Below are 20,844 nucleotides of genomic sequence, written 5' to 3'. Positions count from 1 at the left end.
CACTCTCTTTGCTTTGGTTTATAACCATTGTATTGCCCGCATTGTATTTATATGCTACAAGTTCTCTATTTTTGCGGACTACAGTGACAAAAATTACATTTTTTTTGAGAAATCGGTGAAAAATGAAAGTTTTTTCTTTGAAAAGGCAAAAAAATGACGCCTTCTAAAAAGCGTCATTCCTCTCGATCAAATTCTTCTTCCAAAAGGCTTTGACGGGGGACCTCTCGCTTGCTCGTAATCAAATAATATAAGGAAAACAAAACAAATAATAAAATAATTGCAATTGACACAACAAATAATAAAGACAAAACAATCCCCTCCTTTTAGTAATATATATATTCGAGAATTCTGTCCAATTTCCTTGCCGTTACAAGGTTTTTAAAAATATTTTATTTTTATATAAAAATAAAACCATCAATTCTCGTATCGAGAGTTGATGGTTTTGTACATTATTCAGCTTGTTCAGAAGATGTCGTTTCGTTCTCAGCCTGACCATTTGTTGACTTCTCTTCTTTTTTCTTGTCATCAGCTGAGCTGTTTGTTGATTTTTCTTCTTTTTGCTTATCGCCAGCTGAGCCGTTTGTCGATTTCTCTTCTTTTTGCTTATCATCAGCCTGACCGTTTGTTGATTTCTCTTCTTTTTGCTTATCATCAGCCTGACCGTTTGTTGATTTCTCTTCTTTTTGCTTATCATCAGCTGAGCCATTTGTTGATTTCTCTTCTTTTTGCTTATCATCAGCCTGACCGTTTGTTGATTTTTCTTCTTTTTGCTTATCATTAGCTGAGCCGTTTGTTGATTTTTCTTCTTTTTTCTTTTCTTGCTTTTCAGCTTTAATATCCGCAACAGACTTATTAAAGAAGCTCTCTGGGTTTACAGCAACATTATCTTTACGAACTTCGAAATGAACATGATATCCTGCATCTTTATTCACTTCGCTTAATCCTGCTTTCCCTAACACTTCACCTTGATTAATTTTCGCGCCTTTTTCCACTTTTGTGTTTCCTAAGCTTTGGTAAAACGTTGTAATACCATTACCGCTGTCAACTGTTACAACATAGCCAAGAAGTGGATCTTTTTCCGCTTTTGTAACTGTCCCGCTTAATGCCGCTGTTACATCAAATTCTTTTTCATTTTTCGCTGCTATATCGATTCCTGTATTCGCAGAGTATGTGTTGTTATAAAAAACAAGTGCTTGTTCTTGCTCCTCAGCTGCTGCTTTATCTTCGTAAAACTTCTTCTTTACAACAACTTCTGTGCCACTTGCAGTTGGCATCTTCACAACTTCTGAAGACTTGATTACTGGCATTGTTGGATTTTCACCTTGACTTTGCTGCGTTGCTTCATTTTTGTCAGGCATCTTTTTCGTATTCGTTGCTTGATACCATAGTGCAACCGTTAAAATGACTGCTGCACACACAATGTATAGTGTCGGGAATACCCAACGCTTTTGAAACAAATGGACTACTTTTCGAGAAGACTTCTTGTTTTCCCTCTCTCTCATTCTATCATCACCTCAGCAATCATTTTGAACAAGATTCATCCATCCTATACAATCTATAACTGATTACTTTTCGACAAAATTTGTAAAAATATGCATCGGAATTACAAAATTTCCGAGGAAATGATAAAAAAAAGAAAAAACTGAGCCAAAATGCTCAGTTTTTTAGTCTAGTTGTTTCTTTTTGTAGACGAAGATACAAATTATCATCAGCGCTACCATCCAAATAGCGTTATTAATCAGATGCCCTTGAATGGCAAAGAAGCCCTTTCCATGTAACGCTTTATTCAGACCCTCTACAATATGAGTTGTCGGAAGAAGCCTAACCGCTTTTATTACAACTTCATTTTTTACAAATGCTTGTAGCATCGGCCCAAATGAAAATAATATGAAGATTGGCATACCGATAACAGATGTCTGCGCGATATTTTGCGATAACAATCCAACAATCGTACCTAATATAATACATAACAATGTACCTACTAGAAGAATCACAATTAACATCCCAATGTTTCCTTTTAACACTCCTAAAATGAGTAAACTAATGAAACTCGATACTATTACAAAAAATATCGTTAATACACTTTTCCCAAAAATAACCTCTAATGGATTAGCCGGGGACAGCATTAAAACGCGTAATGTATTCTTTTCTTTTTCTTCAGCAATAATAATTGCTTGCACGAAACTCCCAATCATTGTAAGTGCCATTGCAATCGTAAAGCTAGCGATAAAACCCTTATCTGTATCCATGTTGCCATAGAACAGGGCCATTATAATTGGAAATAAAGCCATAATCAAAATTTGAGAATTTTTCCCCGCATCATACATTTCCTTCCTTACAATCGCCGAAAACCGCTTCATAGAAAATGTCATCATAATCCCCTCCCAGTTACTTCAATAAAAATATCCCCGAGCGTCGGCTCATAAGAATGAATCGATAGTAATTCACCTTTTTTCATCCATTCCGAAATACGTTTTGCTCCTAATTCGTCTTTTTGCACTGTTTCTTTTTTCTTATCTTTCAACACCACTTCAATTTTGTCTTTTGCGTATTGTAAACGGAGATTTTCTGGCGTATCAAGCGCGACAATTTCCCCACCGCATAAGAACGCAATGCGGTCGCAAAGTGTTTCTGCCTCATCCATATTGTGCGTCGTTAAGAAGATTGTCGTTCCTTCTTTATTTAAATCCCTTAAGATGTTATGAATGTTTTGAACATTCACTGGATCAAGCGCTGACGTTGGTTCATCTAAGAAGAGCATGTCTGGCTTGTGAAGAATTGCTCTTGCTAATGTCACCCGTTGTTTCATTCCTTTTGAAAGCTTTTTCACCTGTGTTTTTTTATCGTCTAATAAGTTTACCTCTGCTAACACTTCATCAATTCGTTCTTTTTTACAGTCGTATAAGTCACAAAATAATAGTAAGTTATCATAAATGCTAAGTCTTTCATATAGACCGCTGTTATCTGTTAAAATACCAATTCGTTTATAATCAATACTTCCTGGACCTGTAATATCTTTTCCTAGTACCTTTACTGTTCCTACACTATGAAGCAACTGAGACGTTAAAATTTTTACCGTTGTTGTTTTCCCCGATCCGCTCGGTCCAAGGAACCCAAAAATTTCACCTTGCTTCACTTCAATATTTACGTTGCGAAGCGCTGTTTTACTATCGAAAGTTTTCATCACATCTTTCATTTCAATTGCCAATGCCATTTCTTCATCCCCTTTGTTTTTCATTTATAGTTGAAACTCGCTTCAGCGAATTTCGTTTGTTCGTTTCGCTTTTCTTGAGTCAATCATATGAAAAACAAAGGGCCCTTGCAGTAAAATACCGGTAAAAGGAGTATTTTTACCGGTGAATGGAGCGTAATTTTAGCTCATTGAAACACCATAAGAGGCGAGTGGAATAATACTCGGGATAATGCAACATATATTTTCAACATGTAAATCCCTGCTATGCATAGCCAGATGCTCTCGCCTACCTAAAAAGAAAGGGGTTTTTATATACATTCACAGTCCAATTACATCCTTCAATTCATCCATTCTTCCTTTTGACAGCGGAATGGATGTTTTTCGTTCATCATCAAGGATTAAACTATAGCTATTTCGCGTCCATGTAATCACTTCTCGTACACGTTGTAAATTCACAAGGTAAGAGCGATGACATCTGAAGAATCCGAATCCTTTTAGACGTTCTTCTAATTCACTTAACGTAAGTGCACAAATAAAGTCACCTTCACGCACATGAATATGTGTAGTACCATTTTGCGTTTCAATAAATTGAATTTCCATCGGATCCAATAAAATGATTTTATCGTTTACTTTTGCCGGGATACGTTCTAATTTCATTTGCGGAATCATATTGATCACTTTTTCGTCTTCTACCTGTTCTTCTTGTTCAATTTCCACTTTTTTCACGCCATCTGGATGTAACACATACACATCCTCCGTTAAAGATAAAGCGTCTGAAAGAAAGGCAGAAGTAATAAAAATTGCTTTTCCTTGTTCTTTTAACTTTGTAATGACATTTCGAATAATAATCGTACTTTCAATATCTACGTTTTGTTCTGGTTCTTCCAAAATAACAAGCTCTGGATTATGTATAATACTTCTCCCAATATGAAGGCGGCGTTTTTCAGAAAAGGTTAACTCCCCTATCCGTACCTCTTTCTTATCTAGAAGACCTACAAACTGGACAACTTCATCTACCGATAATCCATTATCATATAATCCTCGCAAAAAAATAAAATAATCTTTTACCGTTAAACGTTCGTACGCCTCATCAGCTAAAAAACAAAAACCGATTCGAGAAAAACACTGCTTCCCAAGCGGCTGTCCATCAAATAACACTGTCCCCGTCGATGCCTCTTCTTCTCCCATAATAATACGGTGCAGCGTTTTACCAATATGATTGTTGCACTGGAGAACAACGCACTGTCCATTCTCAATTTTTAACTGAATAGATGGCAAAACATTCGTCTTTGCTAATTGGTTCAGTTCTAACAACGCCATCCCCTCACCCCTATGTTGGTTTTTTGTTCCATTATATCAGACACTTTATAGAAATTTATGATTAAACATCCAATATTGGAAGATTGCAATTCACACGTAACATACTCCTTTCATGAAAATAGGCTACCTCACATAAAGGTAGCCCACTTTTGTCTTTCTACTTCACCATATAACTCTTCAACTGATCGCGAAGTGCTCGCTTCAAAAACTTTCCGACAGATGTTTTCGGAATTTCTTCGACAAATAAAATATCATCTGGCATCCACCATTTTGGAAATTGATTTTCTAATAAATCATATAGCTCTTCTTGCTTGACCACTGCTCCTTCTTTTAAAACGACACACGCAACAGGGCGCTCTTGCCATTTTTCGTGCGGAACAGCAACGACAGATGCTTCTAATACTTTTTCGTGCGTCATTAAAGCATTTTCTAAATCAACGGAAGAGATCCATTCGCCGCCGCTTTTAATCAGGTCTTTCGTACGGTCAGCAATTTTAATAAAACCTTCCGGGTCGACTGTTACGATATCGCCTGTGTGCAGCCACCCATCTTTCATCGATTCTTCAGTGCGTTCGTCACGATAATAACTGCCGGCAATCCATGGTCCGCGGAGGCAAAGTTCTCCCATTTCTTCACCGTCCCAGTTTATTTCACCCTCTTGACCGATGACTTTCATTTCAAGACCTGGGAGTAAATAACCTTGGCGGGAGCGTAACTCATAATACTCTTCTTTCGGCAAATCACGTTGATACGACTTCGGACAGTTAATGACAACAGCCGGACTTGTTTCCGTCATGCCGTAAATTTGTCTGAACGCAATTTCATATTTTTCTTCATAGGTGCGAACCATACCTTTTGGTGCTGCTGATCCACCTGACCATATCGTACGAACACTGCTAATATCATATGGATGCTTTTCAAGTTCTTGTAGTAAGCCAATCCAAATGGTTGGGACACCGGCCGTAATCGTTACTTTCTCACGTTCAATTAACTCCGCTAAAATTTCCGGGGTAAAGTGCGGCCCTGGTAAGACAAGCTTTGTACCGAACCATGTACTTGCGAATGGAAGTCCCCACGCGTTGACATGGAACATCGGAACAACAGGCATACAAGTATCTGCTTCTGATATGCCCCCTCCGTCTACAAGTCCAAGCGTATAGCTATGTAGCGCAATACTACGGTGCGTGTACACGACGCCTTTCGGTTTTCCTGTCGTTGCGGAAGTATAGCACATACCGGCATCTGCTTTCTCATCTAAATCTGTTATAAATTGAAATGTTTCATCGCCTTCTTCAAGGAGTTGATCATAGTGATATGCTGGTGATAGTGTTGTATGAGGTAGTGCATCGTTATCTGTCATAATGATAAATGCTTTCACATGAGGAATTTCGTGTTGAATACTTTCTAATACAGGAACCATATCTTCATCTACTAAAATAATTTCATCTTCGGCGTGGTTAATAATGTAGGAAATGTGTTCTGCGGAAAGCCGTAAATTAATCGTATGTAATACCGCTCCGATTCCTGGAATTGCAAAATATGCTTCTAAGTGGCGATGGTGATTCCAGGCAATTGTTCCTACTTTATCCCCTGTCCTAATCCCCATTTTCTGTAGCATACTTGCAAGCTTTCTTGTCCTCTTTGCGATTTCTCCGTATGTTAATGTTTGAATACGTGATGCTGTACGTGAGACAACTTCCTTTTTGGAAAAATATTTCTCTGCCCGTTCCAGCATTGCCGGAATGAGAAGTGGTACATCCATCATCATCTTTCGTTCCCCCTATCATCATTGTATACCTATAGATACAACTGTATTATAACACGACAAACCTAGGCAAAAACTAACAACCGTTCTTTCCTTTTCTACAAAGTATGACAAATAATCCCATAACAAAAGTGATGTATTCGCATCAGGGGCACCGTTTACCGGCGATTCGGCACAACATAAAAAAGCACAGCGCCGCCGCACTATGCCTTTACTTCTTCGCTGTCAATTTTCCCTCATATTGATTCAGCGTTGCAATTGCCACACCTTTATAATAGTGAGCCACAATGTCTGTATACACCTTTCCTTCCTTAGCCATTCCATTTGCACCGTATTGGCTCATTCCGACGCCGTGACCATAGCCTTTCGTTGTGATGACAATTTGATCACCTTGCTGCTTCCACATAAAGTCGGAGGAACGTAAACCTAATTTTTCTCTTACATCTTTCCCTGTTAATGTTTTCCCTTGAAAGTCAACTTCCTTCACACGTTTTCCTTCTGTACGATCTTTAATATCGCCAACCTTCCCATTTGCTAATACTTTTACACCAAGACGTTTTTGAAAGTCAGCAACAGCAAACTTTTGTTCACTCGTAAATTTCGGTGCTTGTTGATCCCAAGGACTATTTACACTTTTTAAGTACGGGTAGTCACTGCCCCAATAGTCTGCGGCATTTTCTGTATAGCCATTGCTTGTCGAGAAAAATGACGCTGTAATCGGATTTCCTTCATATGTTAAAACTTGTCCGGCTGTCTTTGCTACCGCTTCTTCAATCCGTTTCATTTTTCCTTCATACTCTTTGCCCCATTGTTCTTTTAGCTCCGCTTTACTTTTGTACACTTGATTTTCTACCGTATCTGTTACGTCCGCTTTATTTTGAAGCTTTTGTTCACTTAACATACGCTTTACAACGAATGTACGCGCTGTTAATGCCTGTGCTTTTAATGCTTCCATTTCAAAGTTTGCTGGCATTTCTGCCGCAACAACGCCGGCAACATAGTCTTCAATTGAAACCTTTTCAATCTTTTTTTGCTGACTGCGATACACAGATACTTGCACATCAGTTTTTGCATTTGAGGGAGCCGGTACGTCTTGTGCGGACTTAGGAGCAGAAGGTGAATGATCCTTTCCTTCTTTCATTTTCCCAAACGGAAAAACAAGTATGCTTGGTACGATAATCACTAACGCTATCAACAACGTTATGATGACGATAATGGGCTTTGTTGTTTTCATGATCTTCCTCCACTATGAAATTAGACTCATTTCATTCTTATGGAGTAAGACAAGCATTTAGAACACGGTCTTTTGCTTCTTTCTATATAAATGCAAATTGAAAAACTAGCGTAAGCACTTAGTTATTTTATGAAAAAAGGCAGAAAAGCATTTTTTTAAATGGGCGAGAGGGACTGGCGATGCATAGTAACGGTCAGAGCCTTTTTTGCCCCGCGCGAAGTTCAAACAAAGAGTAAAGCAAGAGGAGGCCATACTATATACAAGTGATGGGCCCTTTCTATTTTCAGCATATCGATAAAATACTTCTTATTTTTCAAAGCAATGACTTTTTCAATGCCTTCAGCGAGAGCAAGCTCATTTCTTCTGCATAACAGCGATTTATATAACATGGAACAAAATCAAATTTTTAGAATCTTCCACAAAACAGGCATAAATATTATGTTTCTTGACTATAACAATAAGAGTACATGAAAAAATAGCTTCCATGCCTTTGCATAGAAGCTACCTTGATTAAGCGTGAAGATCAGATACTTGTTGTTCTACTACTTCCGCCACTTGTTCAGTTACACGTTCAATATCTGCACCTAGTGCAGCTAACTTACCGTGGAAGTTTACATATCCGCGGTCAAGATGTTTTAATTCTGTTACACGTGTATGACCTTCAGATACTAAACCAGCTAAGATCAATGCTGCTGCAGCGCGTAAGTCTGTTGCTGCTACTTCGGCACCTTGCAGATTACCTGGTCCATTCATAATTACAGAACGGCCCTCGATTTTAATATCTGCATTCATACGACGGAACTCTTCCACATGCATGAAACGGTTTTCGAATACTGTTTCTGTAATCATGCTTGTGCCATTTGCTTTCAGTAATAATGCCATCATTTGTGATTGCATGTCTGTTGGGAATCCTGGGTGTGGCATCGTTTTAATATCAGCCGCTTTTAACTTCTCAGGACCGATAATACGAATACCTTCGTTTTCCTCAATAATCGTAACTCCCATTTCTTCCATTTTCGCTGTAATAGAGCGTAAATGTTCTGGTACAGCATTTTCAATTAACACGTTTCCGCCTGTAATTGCTGCTGCAACCATAAATGTTCCTGCTTCAACACGATCAGGAATAATAGAATGGTTTGCACCATATAATTTATCGACACCTTCGATACGAATTGTACCAGTTCCAGCACCACGTACTTTTGCTCCCATCGCATTTAAGAAGTTCGCTAAGTCTACGATTTCTGGTTCTTTTGCTACATTTTCAATAACTGTTGTCCCTTCTGCTAATACAGCAGCAGACATGATGTTTTCTGTTGCCCCTACACTTGGGAAATCTAAGTAAATTTTTGCACCTGTTAACTTACCGTCTACATACGCCTCAACAAATCCATTACCAACTTTTACTTTTGCTCCCATTGCTTCAAAGCCTTTTAAATGTTGGTCAATTGGACGTGAACCGATTGCACATCCACCAGGAAGCGCAATACGTGCACGGCCATTACGTGCTAAAAGCGGCCCCATTACAAGAACGGACGCTCGCATTTTACGTACATATTCAAATGGTGCTTCGATGTTTAGTTCTTTTGATGCGTCAATTGTTACTTCATTGTTTGCAAAAAATACTTCTGCATTCAAATGACGCAATACCTCATTAATTGTGTATACATCTGATAATTCTGGTACTTCAGATAGTACATTCTTTCCATCACTCGCTAATAGGGCTGCAGCGATTATAGGTAATACAGCGTTTTTTGCGCCCTCTACGCGCACTGTGCCGTTCAACCGCTTTCCGCCACGGACGATGATCTTTTCCAAGTTATTCCCCTCCGTGTCCTTTTTTCACATCTATTCAATACTCAGAAGTTATGATCGGTGTGCCAACCACAATTGTATTCTTGTTGTTCGTAGAACGTATTGCTATTTGCACATTGATTTTCTCTTTATTTGTTGAAAGAGCGTCATTCCACTTTTTATTATATGCGGAGACTGACACAAATGCTCTTTCTTCTATTTTTTCAATCGTTCTTGCTGAAAGATCTTTCAAAACTTCATTGGTTTTATCTTGCAAAACACCTTCAATCTTATCACTGAGCGCACCTTGAATACAAGTATAAATTTTTGGTTTTGTATCAAAAATTCTAATCGTTTTATCTGTATGTTCAGGGTTCCATTTCGTCCCGCTCACTTCATATATAATAAAAGTGTTTTCTTTAGTATTTTCCATTGCCCACGTAACTACTAGCCTTTCTTCATGAGAAGAAAATTTTTTTTGCGCAGTTGCTTTGTAGCCATCTTTAGATTGCTCAATTTCCCATTCTGCTACATTTGCACGTTCCTTCACTTGCCTTAATAGTTTTTCAAACGTATGTATATCGGAAATTGTCTTTGTTTCCCTTGCTAACCAAGACCAACGCTGAACAGTAGCACCGTTCTTTTCTAAAGCAGCAATCATACTTTCCATTTTTTCTTGATCGCTCACAGGTTTCATTTCTCGATATCCAACTAAAAATATAACTACACTCACGACAATCAACATCATGGCTTGTATTTTTTTCACGTTCATCCCCTCCTAGTCCCCATTGTTGACGGAGAAGGATGGTTCTATACGTTGTACTTTTCTACTTTACAAGGTACGTTAAACTCTTTGAATAACCTAAATAATCAAGAAAAAAGTTACTTACAGATGTACCGATGGCAATCGTTACAAGAATAAGAAGCACCCTCGTTTGCATGACTTTTCCCGGCTTCATTAATCGCTCTAGATGAAGACCTTGCAGCGCCCACCACGTGATGGTAATAAACAGTAAATGCGACACAATTGCAATGAGTGCTTGTTGCCCTAAAATTTGTGCCATAACCAATCGACCCTCCTGCTCTAACGGGAAGCTGCCCGTATGAACCTTGTTTACTACTCATGTAGTAAACGAAAATTTACCAAAACAAAAAGTGCAGAGTTTAGGCTCTACACTTTCAGTTTGTACTATTGTACCATGTTCCCAAGAAAGAAGAAATCTTTCATCATTGGAAAATAATTATAAAAGAAATTGTAACCGCCGGCTGGTAATACACCGAGTACAACTGTTGCAATCGCACAAAGGCCTACAACGATTTTTAGGTTAACCGGAAGAACGATGCGCTCCTCGCTTTCTCCCCGGCGAAAAAACATTTGCTGCAAAATGCGAAAATAGTAAACGAAGGAGATAACCGTTGTCCCCATCATAATTGAGGCTAACACGTAATGAGCTGGCTGGACGATAAATGCTCCTAAAAAGATGTTAATCTTCCCAATAAATCCGGCTGTCCCAGGAATACCAGCAAGTGACAGAATAAAAATTGTCATCATAATCGCCGTAAACGGTGATCGTTTATACAAACCAGCAAAAGCGGTCGTATTTTCCTGTCCCGTTTGTAAGATTATACCGTGGATAATTGCAAATGCTCCGATATTCATCAGCACATAAGCAAGCATATAAAACCACATGCTATCTATAAGAAACGGCGACATTACAACAAGCGGTACGAGTAAATACCCAGCATGCGCCACCCCTGAATATGCAAACATCCGCTTTATACTGCATTGCTTTAAAGCAACGCTATTCCCAACAATCATCGTTATCCCAGCAAGAACGGCAAGATAGATACTCATATTACTAAATAGGGATGCTGCCCCGTCTTGCACAGGAATTGCTCCGAAAATGATTAAGAAAATGCGCACAATCATTACAAACCCAGCAATTTTTGATACAGTTGCTAAGAATGCCGTAACAGGCGTTGCCGCTCCTTCGTACACATCAGGTGCCCACATATGAAATGGAACAGTCGCAATTTTGAAAGACAAACCGACAAAAAGCAGGATAAACGCAAGCGACAGCAAAAGTTGTATATCACCGCTCACACCCTGTACGAACAAGCGCTGCATATCTAAAATATTTGTTGAGCCTGTCAGTCCGTACAGGTAGCTCATTCCAAACAACGTAATGGCCGTAGAAATACCACCGTTTATGACATACTTCATCGCCGCTTCATTCGAAACTTTATGATTCTTACGAATACCGACTAAAATGTACGAAGACAATGACAATAACTCAAGACCGACAAACAGTGTAATAAAATCACTGCTAGATGCCATAAACACCGCGCCAAGCAGCGCCGTTAAAAATAAGTAATAATATTCTCCTATGTCTTCAATCGGCTGCTTATCATCATCGCTCACCGCAAGGAGTAATACAAGAATACCGCCGAGTAATAAGAGCGTTTTAAATGCTTTTGAAAATCCGTCCAATATAAACGATCCATCTAAAATCTCTCCAGCCGGTGCACCGTATAATGTCACGAGCTGCGCAAGTGCGAGCACAGCCGTTCCAATTGCCCCGTATGCTAAATTCCGGCGCCGAAACGTTTGTTTTGCAAACAGATCGAGAAGTGATAGAAGAATAGCCCCGCCAAGCAAGATAAATTCCGGCGTCATCAAATGCCATGATAAGCCTAGTAATGTTTTCATGTCCATTCTATCTACCCCCTAACGACTGTAATGTGTCACGAAGCGGTTCACCTAGTACATCTGGCAAAATACCGATCATAAGAATACACGCTAGCAAGATCACCACTGGAATATACTCAAATCCGTGTAGATCGCTCTTCGCTTCGCACTCGCTTTTTCCAAATATAACTTGCATCGCCGCTCGAAGTACGTACGCGGCTGTTAAAATAATCCCGATTGCCGAGACCGCTGCTAATACCTGGTGCTCTTGAAACAAGCCAAGAAATGCGAGAAATTCACTTACAAAGCCAGACATTCCAGGCAGTCCGAGCGAGGCCATGCTCCCCGCTAATAAGAATCCGCTAAGCACCGGCACTTGCTTCGCTAAGCCGCCAAGCTTTGTAATATCAGAAGTATAAAACCGCTGCTCGATTATACCAAGCAAGAAAAATAACAGCGCCGCAATTAAGCCATGGGAAACGACTTGAAACAATGCCCCTTTCACTCCCGCCGCGTTCAGCGCGGCTAAACCGAGTAATACAATTCCCATATGCGAAATACTAGAATATGCGAGCACCTTTCGAAAATCTGTTTGAACAAGTGCTATGAGTGCACCATACAGCAAGTTAATAGCTCCTAGAACTCCTAAAACAATTGCAAATTTTTCAAAGTACTCCGGGAAAAGTCCCATTCCAAAACGGGCAATCCCGTATGCTCCAATCTTTAAGAGGACACCGGCATGCAGCATAACTACCGCTGGGTGCGCCTCCACGTGGACATTCACCATCCAGCGGTGCAGCGGAAAGACTGGAAGTTTAATCATGAATGCAATCATAATCGCTAGAAATAAACCAAACTGCAAGGAGTTAGACAGTTCACCAACCGTTGTCATTTCTTTTCCTGCTAAAACGACTTGCAGCTCAGCAATATTCGTTGTACCTGCTCTTGCAAATAAAACGGAAAAAGCAATAAGCAAGATTGCGGAACCGATGCCGTTATAAATTAAATAGCTGTACGCCGCTTTTTCACTGCTAAATTTCCCCCATTTCCCAACAAGTAAAAACATAGCTGGCAGTGTAATTTCAAAAAACACGAAGAACAGTAGCAAGTTTTCCGCAGCGAAGACGCCAAGCATGCCGATTTCAAGCATAAGCAAGAGCATGTAGAAACCTTTTACATGCTTTGTAACGGAAAAGGCCGTAATAGCTGCCAATGTCGCCAATAATGCCGTAAGAAACATCATAACGAGCGAGAAGCCATCAATGCCAAGTTCGTAATAAATGGTAAACAGTTCTTTCTCTAGACTTGGAAAGTTGCCAAATTGAATCCACTTTACCTTTTCTGCAAACATCGTTAAACTTTTTCCTGATGCGTATGTACTTGCGATAAAGAGCGCGGATCCGAGCGGAAGTAATGTTCCAAACAGGCCAACAATTCTCGCTGCTCTTTCCTCTTTCTTTGGTACAAATGCCAGCAAGATGATACAAAGCAGCGGGGAAAAAATGAAGAAAGATAATAGAAAGGAACTCATTGTCCATACCCCCCTGTCAATAACAGAATCACCACGAGTGCAGCTAAGCAAACCGCTGTAACTGTGCCGTACATTTGCACTTGTCCGTTTTGTAGTTTCGAACCAATCGTACTCACACCTTTTACGATACCGCCAAGAAGTTGCATTGTTCCTTCCACAATATGCGTTTCAAAGAAATATAGAACAGATGCAATGCCTTTCACAAGCGGAAGTACGGTTACGCTATACAATTCATCAATATAATACTTCTCCTTTAGCAAGCCGTGCACGGCAGCATTCTTCCCACCAAGCCAATCCCTTGAAATGGTGCGCTTTCCATAGATCAAATATGCTAAAGCAATCCCAGCCAATGAAACGAACGTTGCCACAATCATAATCCAGACCGGGCCATGAGCCTCTCTCACTTGAAACGCCGCGTCTTTTGTAAGCCAATCCCCAAGAAACGTTCCAAACCAAGGTGTATTCACATAGCCAGCCCCAATCGCCAGGACGCCAAGAACCATCATTGGCACTGTCATTACCTTCGGAGACTCATGCACATGTTTCTGCTCTCCGCGCGCCTCTCCCGTGAAGACAAGGAAGTACAAGCGAAACATATAGAAAGCGGTGAAGAAAGCTGCGATTACCGCAAGAAAGAATAAACCGTAATTGCCGCGCTCCCACGTCGCCGCTAAAATTTCATCCTTACTAAAGAAACCCGAAAATAACGGAACACCGCTAATCGCAAACGTTCCAATTAAAAACAATATGCCGGTCACTTTCATCTTCTTAAACAGGCCACCCATTTCTTCGATGTTTTGCGTATGCACCGCATGAATGACGCTGCCGGCTGCTAAGAACAATAACGCCTTAAAGAAAGCGTGCGTCGTTAAATGAAACACCCCAGCCACGTACCCAGCAGAACCGAGCGCAAGCATCATATAACCAAGCTGGCTCACCGTAGAGTAGGCTAATACACGTTTAATGTCCGTTTGCACAATACCAATAGATGCTGCAAAAATTGCCGTAATACCGCCAACAACTGCAACAGTTTGCATCGCTGCCTCGCTCGCTGCGAAAAGCGGGAACATCGTGGCAACTAAATATACCCCAGCAGCGACCATCGTCGCCGCGTGGATCAGCGCTGATACTGGCGTCGGACCTTCCATCGCATCTGGAAGCCACGTATGGAGCGGAAACTGACCTGACTTCCCCATTGCGCCGACGAAGATTAAAATCGCCGTTAATGTAATCATCGCCTGTGAAATTTCTCCAGCTTGTACGGCTTGAAAAATGACATCGTAATCAAAACTTCCAACTTGCCAGAATAATAGAATCATCCCGATAAACAATAGGGCATCACCGATACGCGTCATAATAAACGCTTTTTTCGCAGCCGCCTTTGCTCCTTCTTTAAAGAAATAGAAACCAATCAATAAGAAAGAACCGAGTCCTACTAACTCCCAAAATATATAAAGCTGTAATAAGTTAGTCGAGATGACGAGCCCAAGCATTGCAAATGTAAACAATCCTAAGTATGCATAAAAGATATGAAGTCTTTCATCGCCGTGCATATATCCTTTCGAATACAAATGAACAAGCAAACTGACAAGTGAGACAATAAAGAGCATTAATGCGTTTAATGCATTGACTTCAAAACCAAAAGAAATGTTCATATCCCCAATTTGGAGCCAAGTCCATTGCTGCTTTACCGTTTCTGATGATAGCCGTTCTATTAATACAACTACCGCAGATGCAAATGAAAGAAAAGTAAGCAATATGCCAATCCAGCTGCTTCCTTCTTTTAACTTCTTACCAAACATCACGAGTAAAACGAAAGACACAAGCGGGAAAAGCGGTATTAGCCATGCATACTCACCCATCACGAAATCCCCTCCCCTTTTCGGTCATCACCTTAATGCTTTAACGAATCCATTTCATCTGTATTAACAGTTGCTCGGTTTCTATATAAAGCAATTAAAATCGCCAAACCAACCGCTGCTTCAGCTGCAGCAACGGACATTGTGAACAATGCAAAAATTTGTCCCTTTAAATTTGGAAACATCCCTAATTTACTAAAGGCAACTAAATTTAAGTTCGCCGCATTTAACATAAGTTCAATACAAACGAATACAATTACTGTATTACGCTTCGTTAATGCTCCAAATAAACCGATGCAAAACAGTATAATCGCAAGCGTCAGGTACGCAGAAGCTGGAATACTATTCATGCGAATCCCCCTTTTTCTTGCCCTTCTTCGCAAGTACAATCGCTCCCACAAGGGCAACCAGTAATACAACAGACGTTAATTCGAACGGTATTATATATTTCGAATACAACAATTCCCCAATCTGACGTGTATTTTGTTCATGAAGCACCGGACCATCTTGAACACGCCCACTCTCAAAGTCGACGTTATTCACCCCAAAATACAGCACCGATCCGAAGACGACCACAGCAAGAAAAACAATGAGTTTACGCCAGCCAAAATGTGATTCTTCTTGATCATTATGATTTGTTAACATAATGCCAAAAATCATAATAATCGTAATCGCACCGGAATAAATCAAAATTTGGACAACCCCGACAAATTCTGCTGATAGCATGAAATAAATCCCGGCGATACTAAGGAATGTAAATACTAGAGCGAGCATCATATGCATCACTTTCGTTAAGTTCAGCATAAGTACACCGCCCATGATCGCAAGCAGGGCTAATGCTAAAAACGCTACTAACTCGCCGCTCATGCTTTATTCTCCCTTCTCACATGTTGATCATTTTCATCAAGCCACTGTAAGTTTTTAAATAAATCATCTCGCGAATATTCGGCTAGTTCAAAGTTATTTGTCATCACAATGGCTTCTGTCGGGCAAACTTCCGTACAAAGATCGCAAAGAATACAAATTTCGAAATTAATATCATACGTATCAATGATTTTCCCTTTCTTCTCTGGATCTGGGTGCTTTTTCCCTGTTAGTTGAATGCAGTCTGTCGGACAAATATTTGCGCATTGATTGCACACGATACATTTTTCTGGATAAAATTTTTGAATACCGCGAAAGCGATCTGGGAGTGGTAGTGGCTGATTTGGATAGTCGTACGTTACTTTTTTCTTACTTAAATTGCTAAGTGTATACTTTAAACCTTTAAATAATCCCTTCATTGTACTCCTGCCCCCTTTTAGATTAGAAGAACAATTCTTTTATCAATGCCGCTAAGAAAATATTCGCAAGTGCTACCGGCAGTAATACTTTCCAGCCAAACTCCATTAATTGATCTCCTCGTATACGCGGGAACGTTACGCGGAACCAAATTAATAGAAAGACAACCGCACTAAATTTGAGCGCGAACCAAACAGCCCCTGGAATAAACGCTAGAAATGGAATTGGCTGCCACCCTCCTAAAAATAATACTGTCATAAGCGATGCCATTCCGAAGAAATACACATACTCAGAAAGCATAAAGAACGCCCAGCGAAATCCCGAATACTCCGTGTGATATCCAGAGACGAGCTCTGATTCGGCTTCCGGTAAATCAAACGGCGTTCGGTTCAATTCCGCAACAGCTGCGATTAAAAAGACGATAAAACCAATTGGCTGCACGAAAATGTACCAAATCCCTTCTTGCGCCTCTACAATATCATTTAAATTTAAGCTGCCTGTTAGAAGGATGACCCCAATTACGCTCATCACAAGTGGAATTTCATAGGAGATCATTTGTGCTGCGGCGCGCATTCCGCCAAGTAATGAATATTTATTGTTAGATGCCCAGCCCCCAGTTACAACACCAATTGTCGTAATCCCTGAGACTGCAATGTAATACAGTAGGCCAACGCCAATGTCGGCAAACTGCAACTTATCTGTAAACGGAATGACCGCTAGTACCATGAATGCCGGAGCAAACGCAATGACCGGTGCTAATATGAAGAGCGGTTTATCGGCTGCTTTGGGAATCGTATCTTCCTTTAGCAAAAGTTTTAATACGTCTGCTACTGTTTGCAGCAGTCCAAACCGGCCGCCCACTTGGTTCGGTCCGATACGTCCCTGCATAAATCCCATTACTTTTCGTTCTGCTAAAATCCCATATGTAACAAAGCCAAGAACGACAAACAACAACAACGTCGCCAATCCGAAAAAGATAAGAAAATTCGTCCAGCTTGCGGGTGACTCTAAGAGGTTTTGTATCATCACCCATCAACCTCCCCAAGTACAATATCAATGCCGCCTAAAATTGTAATTAAGTTTGCGATATTCTCACCTTTCAAAAGCTTCGGTAAGATTTGCAGATTATAAAAAGATGGGCGGCGGAACTTTAAGCGATACGGCTCTTTCTTTCCATCACTTGCAATGTAACAGCCAATCTCGCCGCGCGGTGACTCAATTCGCACGAATGCTTCACCTTTTGGTGGTTTAATAATCTTTGGCACCTTTGCTAAGATTGCTCCTTCTTTCGGAAACTGCTCTACCGCTTGTTCAATAATTTTCAGCGACTCTTCAATTTCCTCCATTCTGCAAACGTAACGATCCCAGGCATCTCCCACCTCACCGACAGGAACATCAAAATCAAAACGGTCATAAATAGAGTATGGCTCATCTTTCCGAAGATCCCATTTCACACCTGTGCAGCGCAAGTTTGCTCCGCTTAACGAATATTGCAGGGCATCCTCTGCCGAGTAAGTACCGACTCCCTTTACGCGGTTTAAGAAAATTTCATTGCCGCTCACAAGGTCGTGATACCCCTCTAACTGCTCTCTCATATAAGGAACAAACTCCTGCACTTTTTCAATCCAACCGTCCGGCGCATCCCACTTTACCCCGCCAACACGCATATAATTAAACGTTAAACGCGCTCCGCATAATTCGTTCAGTAAGTTAATAATCATCTCGCGTTCGCGAAATGCATATAGAAATGGACTGACCGCTCCAATATCAAGCAAATTAGTCCCCCACCAAACAAGGTGACTTGCCACGCGCCCAAGCTCCATTGCAAGTATGCGCAAATATTCAGCGCGCTCTGGTATTTCCAGCCCCATCATCGTCTCCACTGCGTGGCAGATGACATAATTATTTGTCATGGCCGCTAAATAATCCATTCGGTCTGTGTATGGAATAATTTGCGTATACTGCAAACTTTCCGCAATTTTTTCCGTGCCGCGGTGCAAATAACCAATTACAGGTGTAGCTTCCTTAATGATTTCCCCATCAATTTTAATAACGAGCCGAAATACACCATGCGTACTCGGATGCTGCGGCCCTACATTTAAAAGCATTTCTTCTGTACGAATCATGTTTTACACCCCCGCATCAAAAGGCTCATAATCTTTTCGCAGCGGATAGCCGATCCAATCGTCTGGCATCAAAATCCGCTTTAAATTTGGATGCCCTTCAAACACAACGCCAAGCAAATCAAACGCCTCGCGCTCCGGCCAATCTGCCCCGCTCCAAAGCGGTACAATAGAAGACAATCTTGGCTCTTCCCGGTCAAGTTTTACTTTCACCGCTACGGATTGCTTCTTGCCGTATGAAAATAAATGCACATACACTTCCATATGCGTAGCAAAATCTGTTGCATGCAACTCCGACATATAATTAAATACCAATTCAGGATCTTTCTTTAAAATCTCCATCACATCATAGTAATGGACTACTTTCACAACGAGCGTTGGAACATCCTTAGACAACCTATTAATATAGAAATCCTCTAGCACACCTTCGCCAAGCTTTGCTGTCACTGCCTGAACATACGCATCTAAATGCGGCTGATTTTGAGAAGGTTTTTCTACTTTTTCTTCTTCCTCTTTCTTCCCTCCAGCAGCGCGGGCCTTTGCTGCAGCTGCTGCTTTCGCTTTTGCAACCGCAATTGCTTTTTCCTTCTCAGCGTCTACGCTTCCGCCTTCTAATACTTTCTGTTTCGCTAACGCGGCCGCCTTTGCTTTTGCTACTGCCGCTGCTTTTGCCTTCGCGGCTGCAATTGCTTTTTCTTTCTCATTATTTTCTGTGTCAGACGCGTTCTCCTTTTCTTTCTGCTTCGCTAGTGCGGCCGCCTTTGCTTTTGCTGCCGCCGCTGCTTTTGCCTTCGCGGCTGCAATTCCTTTTTCTTTCTCATTATTTTCTGTGTCAGACGCGTTCTCCTTTTCTTTCTGCTTCGCTAGTGCAGCTGCCTTTGCCGCTGCCGCTGCTTTCGCCTTCGCCGACGCTTTCGCTTCCTCTGCTGCGCGGCGCTTTGCTTCTGCTATATCTATTTCACCCTTACTTGATAGCGCTTTCTCTTTTTCTTCTACATGATGACCCTCATTTTCCTGACGTGCCGCGAGCCGCTTTTTGGCCTCTTCCTTTGCAAGTCTTGCTGCTTCTTTTTTCAGATCATCTATATTTTTATCTTGATTGCTCATTTATTCGTCACCTGCTTCCCTGTCTTTGCTTCGTAACGAATCTTTTCTTTTAATTTATTAATCCCGTAAATTAAAGCTGCTGGATTTGGTGGACAACCAGGAATGTATACATCCACTGGTACGATTTGATCTACCCCTTTTACAACGGCATATGAATTTACATACGGTCCACCCGCCGTTGCACAAGATCCCATGGCAATGACCCACTTCGGTTCTGGCATCTGATCATATAACCGCCGAACAATTGGAGCCATTTTCTTCGTTACCGTTCCAGATACGATCATGACATCCGATTGACGCGGAGATGTACGAAAAAACGAACCAAATCGATCTAAATCATAATGTGAAGAACCGACTCCCATCATCTCAATTGCACAGCACGCCAATCCAAATGTCATTGGCCATAATGAATTACTGCGTGCCCACCCTTTTACTTGTTCGAGCGTCGTAAAAAATATATTTCTTTCTAACTCAGCACGTTCCTGTGGATGAATATCTTCAAAATTTATAGCCATTGTAACACCTTCTTTTTCCAAGCATATGCAAGACCAATAAGTAGCATAATAACAAAAATGAGCATTTCCACTAATGCAAATAACCCCAGTTTGTCATACGCTACCGCCCACGGATATAAAAACACAGTTTCCACATCAAAGATGACAAAAAGCAATGCAAAAATATAATAGCGGGCATGGAAGCGGACGTTTGCATCATGAAACGGCTCAATTCCACTTTCATATGTTGTTTTCTTCGCTGCACTTGGTTTATGTGGACGTAGTAATTTCCCCAAGGTGAGTGCGACAACCGGCAACAATATACCTAATAGCAAAAAAATACCGACAATCATATAACTATTTTCATATACATTTACCATTGCGAAACCCTCTCCCCCCTCATAAAAACAAGTTCACTCAGTACAAGTTATGATTCAATTGCATTATTTATTATTTT

Annotated in this window: 21 protein-coding genes; all 21 read right to left on the bottom strand. The window is 40.8% G+C overall.

The window, feature by feature from the left end; genetic code table 11:
* Window positions 1-173: 173 nt before the first annotated feature.
* Window positions 174-308, bottom strand: a complete 135-nt coding sequence (locus H280_RS0112485) for a hypothetical protein (RefSeq protein ID WP_020061466.1) — start codon at window positions 306-308, stop codon at window positions 174-176.
* Window positions 309-449: 141 nt separating this feature from the next.
* Window positions 450-1,502 (bottom strand): M23 family metallopeptidase, encoded by a 1,053-nt coding sequence (locus H280_RS0112480; RefSeq protein WP_020061465.1) that lies wholly within the window; start codon window positions 1,500-1,502, stop codon window positions 450-452.
* A gap of 162 nt (window positions 1,503-1,664) precedes the next feature.
* Complete coding sequence (locus H280_RS0112475) at window positions 1,665-2,372, bottom strand: ABC transporter permease (RefSeq protein WP_020061464.1); 708 nt, start codon at window positions 2,370-2,372, stop codon at window positions 1,665-1,667.
* A complete protein-coding gene (locus H280_RS0112470) occupies window positions 2,372-3,214 on the bottom strand; it encodes an ABC transporter ATP-binding protein (RefSeq protein ID WP_020061463.1) in 843 nt (280 codons plus the stop codon). The genes H280_RS0112475 and H280_RS0112470 overlap by 1 nt, the downstream gene beginning before the upstream one ends.
* 297 nt (window positions 3,215-3,511) lie before the next feature.
* Window positions 3,512-4,513 carry a LytTR family transcriptional regulator DNA-binding domain-containing protein gene (locus H280_RS0112465; protein ID WP_020061462.1) on the bottom strand — a complete coding sequence of 334 codons (1,002 nt, stop codon included), beginning with the start codon at window positions 4,511-4,513 and terminating at the stop codon, window positions 3,512-3,514.
* Window positions 4,514-4,670: 157 nt separating this feature from the next.
* Window positions 4,671-6,281, bottom strand: coding sequence for a long-chain fatty acid--CoA ligase (locus tag H280_RS0112460; RefSeq protein WP_020061461.1), 1,611 nt, complete (start codon window positions 6,279-6,281; stop codon window positions 4,671-4,673).
* A gap of 208 nt (window positions 6,282-6,489) precedes the next feature.
* Complete coding sequence (gene spoIID, locus H280_RS0112455) at window positions 6,490-7,512, bottom strand: stage II sporulation protein D (RefSeq protein ID WP_020061460.1); 1,023 nt, start codon at window positions 7,510-7,512, stop codon at window positions 6,490-6,492.
* 510 nt (window positions 7,513-8,022) lie between these two features.
* On the bottom strand, window positions 8,023-9,327 hold the full coding sequence (gene murA / locus H280_RS0112450; RefSeq protein ID WP_020061459.1) for a UDP-N-acetylglucosamine 1-carboxyvinyltransferase: 1,305 nt from the start codon (window positions 9,325-9,327) through the stop codon (window positions 8,023-8,025).
* A gap of 34 nt (window positions 9,328-9,361) precedes the next feature.
* Window positions 9,362-10,051 carry a YwmB family TATA-box binding protein gene (locus H280_RS0112445; protein ID WP_442852823.1) on the bottom strand — a complete coding sequence of 230 codons (690 nt, stop codon included), beginning with the start codon at window positions 10,049-10,051 and terminating at the stop codon, window positions 9,362-9,364.
* Between the two features lie 79 nt (window positions 10,052-10,130).
* A complete protein-coding gene (locus H280_RS0112440; RefSeq protein WP_020061457.1) occupies window positions 10,131-10,367 on the bottom strand; it encodes a DUF1146 family protein in 237 nt (78 codons plus the stop codon).
* Between the two features lie 125 nt (window positions 10,368-10,492).
* Window positions 10,493-12,013: an NADH-quinone oxidoreductase subunit NuoN gene (gene nuoN / locus H280_RS0112435; protein WP_028411212.1), complete on the bottom strand. Its 1,521-nt coding sequence runs from the start codon at window positions 12,011-12,013 to the stop codon at window positions 10,493-10,495.
* Between the two features lie 7 nt (window positions 12,014-12,020).
* Window positions 12,021-13,523 (bottom strand): NADH-quinone oxidoreductase subunit M, encoded by a 1,503-nt coding sequence (locus H280_RS0112430; RefSeq protein ID WP_020061455.1) that lies wholly within the window; start codon window positions 13,521-13,523, stop codon window positions 12,021-12,023.
* Complete coding sequence (gene nuoL / locus H280_RS0112425) at window positions 13,520-15,385, bottom strand: NADH-quinone oxidoreductase subunit L (RefSeq protein WP_020061454.1); 1,866 nt, start codon at window positions 15,383-15,385, stop codon at window positions 13,520-13,522. Before nuoL ends, H280_RS0112430 begins: the two co-directional genes overlap by 4 nt.
* A 32-nt stretch (window positions 15,386-15,417) precedes the next feature.
* A complete protein-coding gene (gene nuoK / locus H280_RS0112420; RefSeq protein ID WP_020061453.1) occupies window positions 15,418-15,732 on the bottom strand; it encodes an NADH-quinone oxidoreductase subunit NuoK in 315 nt (104 codons plus the stop codon).
* Window positions 15,725-16,249, bottom strand: a complete 525-nt coding sequence (locus H280_RS0112415; protein ID WP_020061452.1) for an NADH-quinone oxidoreductase subunit J — start codon at window positions 16,247-16,249, stop codon at window positions 15,725-15,727. The genes nuoK and H280_RS0112415 overlap by 8 nt, the downstream gene beginning before the upstream one ends.
* Complete coding sequence (nuoI, locus tag H280_RS0112410) at window positions 16,246-16,665, bottom strand: NADH-quinone oxidoreductase subunit NuoI (RefSeq protein WP_020061451.1); 420 nt, start codon at window positions 16,663-16,665, stop codon at window positions 16,246-16,248. Before nuoI ends, H280_RS0112415 begins: the two co-directional genes overlap by 4 nt.
* 22 nt (window positions 16,666-16,687) lie before the next feature.
* Window positions 16,688-17,689, bottom strand: coding sequence for an NADH-quinone oxidoreductase subunit NuoH (nuoH, locus tag H280_RS0112405; protein ID WP_020061450.1), 1,002 nt, complete (start codon window positions 17,687-17,689; stop codon window positions 16,688-16,690).
* On the bottom strand, window positions 17,689-18,789 hold the full coding sequence (nuoD, locus tag H280_RS0112400; protein ID WP_020061449.1) for an NADH-quinone oxidoreductase subunit NuoD: 1,101 nt from the start codon (window positions 18,787-18,789) through the stop codon (window positions 17,689-17,691). Before nuoD ends, nuoH begins: the two co-directional genes overlap by 1 nt.
* A 3-nt stretch (window positions 18,790-18,792) precedes the next feature.
* Complete coding sequence (locus H280_RS0112395) at window positions 18,793-19,893, bottom strand: NADH-quinone oxidoreductase subunit C (protein ID WP_020061448.1); 1,101 nt, start codon at window positions 19,891-19,893, stop codon at window positions 18,793-18,795.
* A complete protein-coding gene (nuoB, locus tag H280_RS0112390; protein WP_020061447.1) occupies window positions 19,890-20,408 on the bottom strand; it encodes an NADH-quinone oxidoreductase subunit NuoB in 519 nt (172 codons plus the stop codon). The genes H280_RS0112395 and nuoB overlap by 4 nt, the downstream gene beginning before the upstream one ends.
* Entirely contained in the window at window positions 20,399-20,767 is a 369-nt protein-coding gene (locus tag H280_RS0112385) for an NADH-quinone oxidoreductase subunit A (protein ID WP_020061446.1), read from the bottom strand. The genes nuoB and H280_RS0112385 overlap by 10 nt, the downstream gene beginning before the upstream one ends.
* Between the last annotated feature and the right edge of the window lie 77 nt (window positions 20,768-20,844).

The sequence above is a fragment of the Bacillus sp. 123MFChir2 genome, assembly GCF_000383235.1.
Taxonomy (GTDB): Bacteria; Bacillota; Bacilli; order Bacillales; family Bacillaceae_G; genus Bacillus_A.
The sequence above is the reverse complement of the archived record's forward strand: the minus strand, read 5'-3'. Positions and strand labels throughout refer to the sequence as shown.

Bases quoted from the DNA above. Each gene is read 5' to 3' on its own strand.
- nuoN (WP_028411212.1), bottom strand. From the start codon at position 12,013: ATGAAAACATTACTAGGCTTATCATGGCATTTGATGACGCCGGAATTT.
- nuoB (WP_020061447.1), bottom strand. From the start codon at position 20,408: ATGGCTATAAATTTTGAAGATATTCATCCACAGGAACGTGCTGAGTTA.
- nuoD (WP_020061449.1), bottom strand. From the start codon at position 18,789: ATGATTCGTACAGAAGAAATGCTTTTAAATGTAGGGCCGCAGCATCCG.
- H280_RS0112445 (WP_442852823.1), bottom strand. From the start codon at position 10,051: ATGATGTTGATTGTCGTGAGTGTAGTTATATTTTTAGTTGGATATCGA.
- H280_RS0112430 (WP_020061455.1), bottom strand. From the start codon at position 13,523: ATGAGTTCCTTTCTATTATCTTTCTTCATTTTTTCCCCGCTGCTTTGT.
- nuoK (WP_020061453.1), bottom strand. From the start codon at position 15,732: ATGAATAGTATTCCAGCTTCTGCGTACCTGACGCTTGCGATTATACTG.
- H280_RS0112385 (WP_020061446.1), bottom strand. From the start codon at position 20,767: ATGGTAAATGTATATGAAAATAGTTATATGATTGTCGGTATTTTTTTG.
- H280_RS0112395 (WP_020061448.1), bottom strand. From the start codon at position 19,893: ATGAGCAATCAAGATAAAAATATAGATGATCTGAAAAAAGAAGCAGCA.
- nuoL (WP_020061454.1), bottom strand. From the start codon at position 15,385: ATGGGTGAGTATGCATGGCTAATACCGCTTTTCCCGCTTGTGTCTTTC.
- H280_RS0112440 (WP_020061457.1), bottom strand. From the start codon at position 10,367: ATGGCACAAATTTTAGGGCAACAAGCACTCATTGCAATTGTGTCGCAT.
- H280_RS0112475 (WP_020061464.1), bottom strand. From the start codon at position 2,372: ATGACATTTTCTATGAAGCGGTTTTCGGCGATTGTAAGGAAGGAAATG.
- nuoI (WP_020061451.1), bottom strand. From the start codon at position 16,665: ATGAAGGGATTATTTAAAGGTTTAAAGTATACACTTAGCAATTTAAGT.
- H280_RS0112415 (WP_020061452.1), bottom strand. From the start codon at position 16,249: ATGAGCGGCGAGTTAGTAGCGTTTTTAGCATTAGCCCTGCTTGCGATC.
- H280_RS0112480 (WP_020061465.1), bottom strand. From the start codon at position 1,502: ATGAGAGAGAGGGAAAACAAGAAGTCTTCTCGAAAAGTAGTCCATTTG.
- H280_RS0112460 (WP_020061461.1), bottom strand. From the start codon at position 6,281: ATGATGATGGATGTACCACTTCTCATTCCGGCAATGCTGGAACGGGCA.
- H280_RS0112470 (WP_020061463.1), bottom strand. From the start codon at position 3,214: ATGGCATTGGCAATTGAAATGAAAGATGTGATGAAAACTTTCGATAGT.
- H280_RS0112465 (WP_020061462.1), bottom strand. From the start codon at position 4,513: ATGGCGTTGTTAGAACTGAACCAATTAGCAAAGACGAATGTTTTGCCA.
- nuoH (WP_020061450.1), bottom strand. From the start codon at position 17,689: ATGATACAAAACCTCTTAGAGTCACCCGCAAGCTGGACGAATTTTCTT.
- spoIID (WP_020061460.1), bottom strand. From the start codon at position 7,512: ATGAAAACAACAAAGCCCATTATCGTCATCATAACGTTGTTGATAGCG.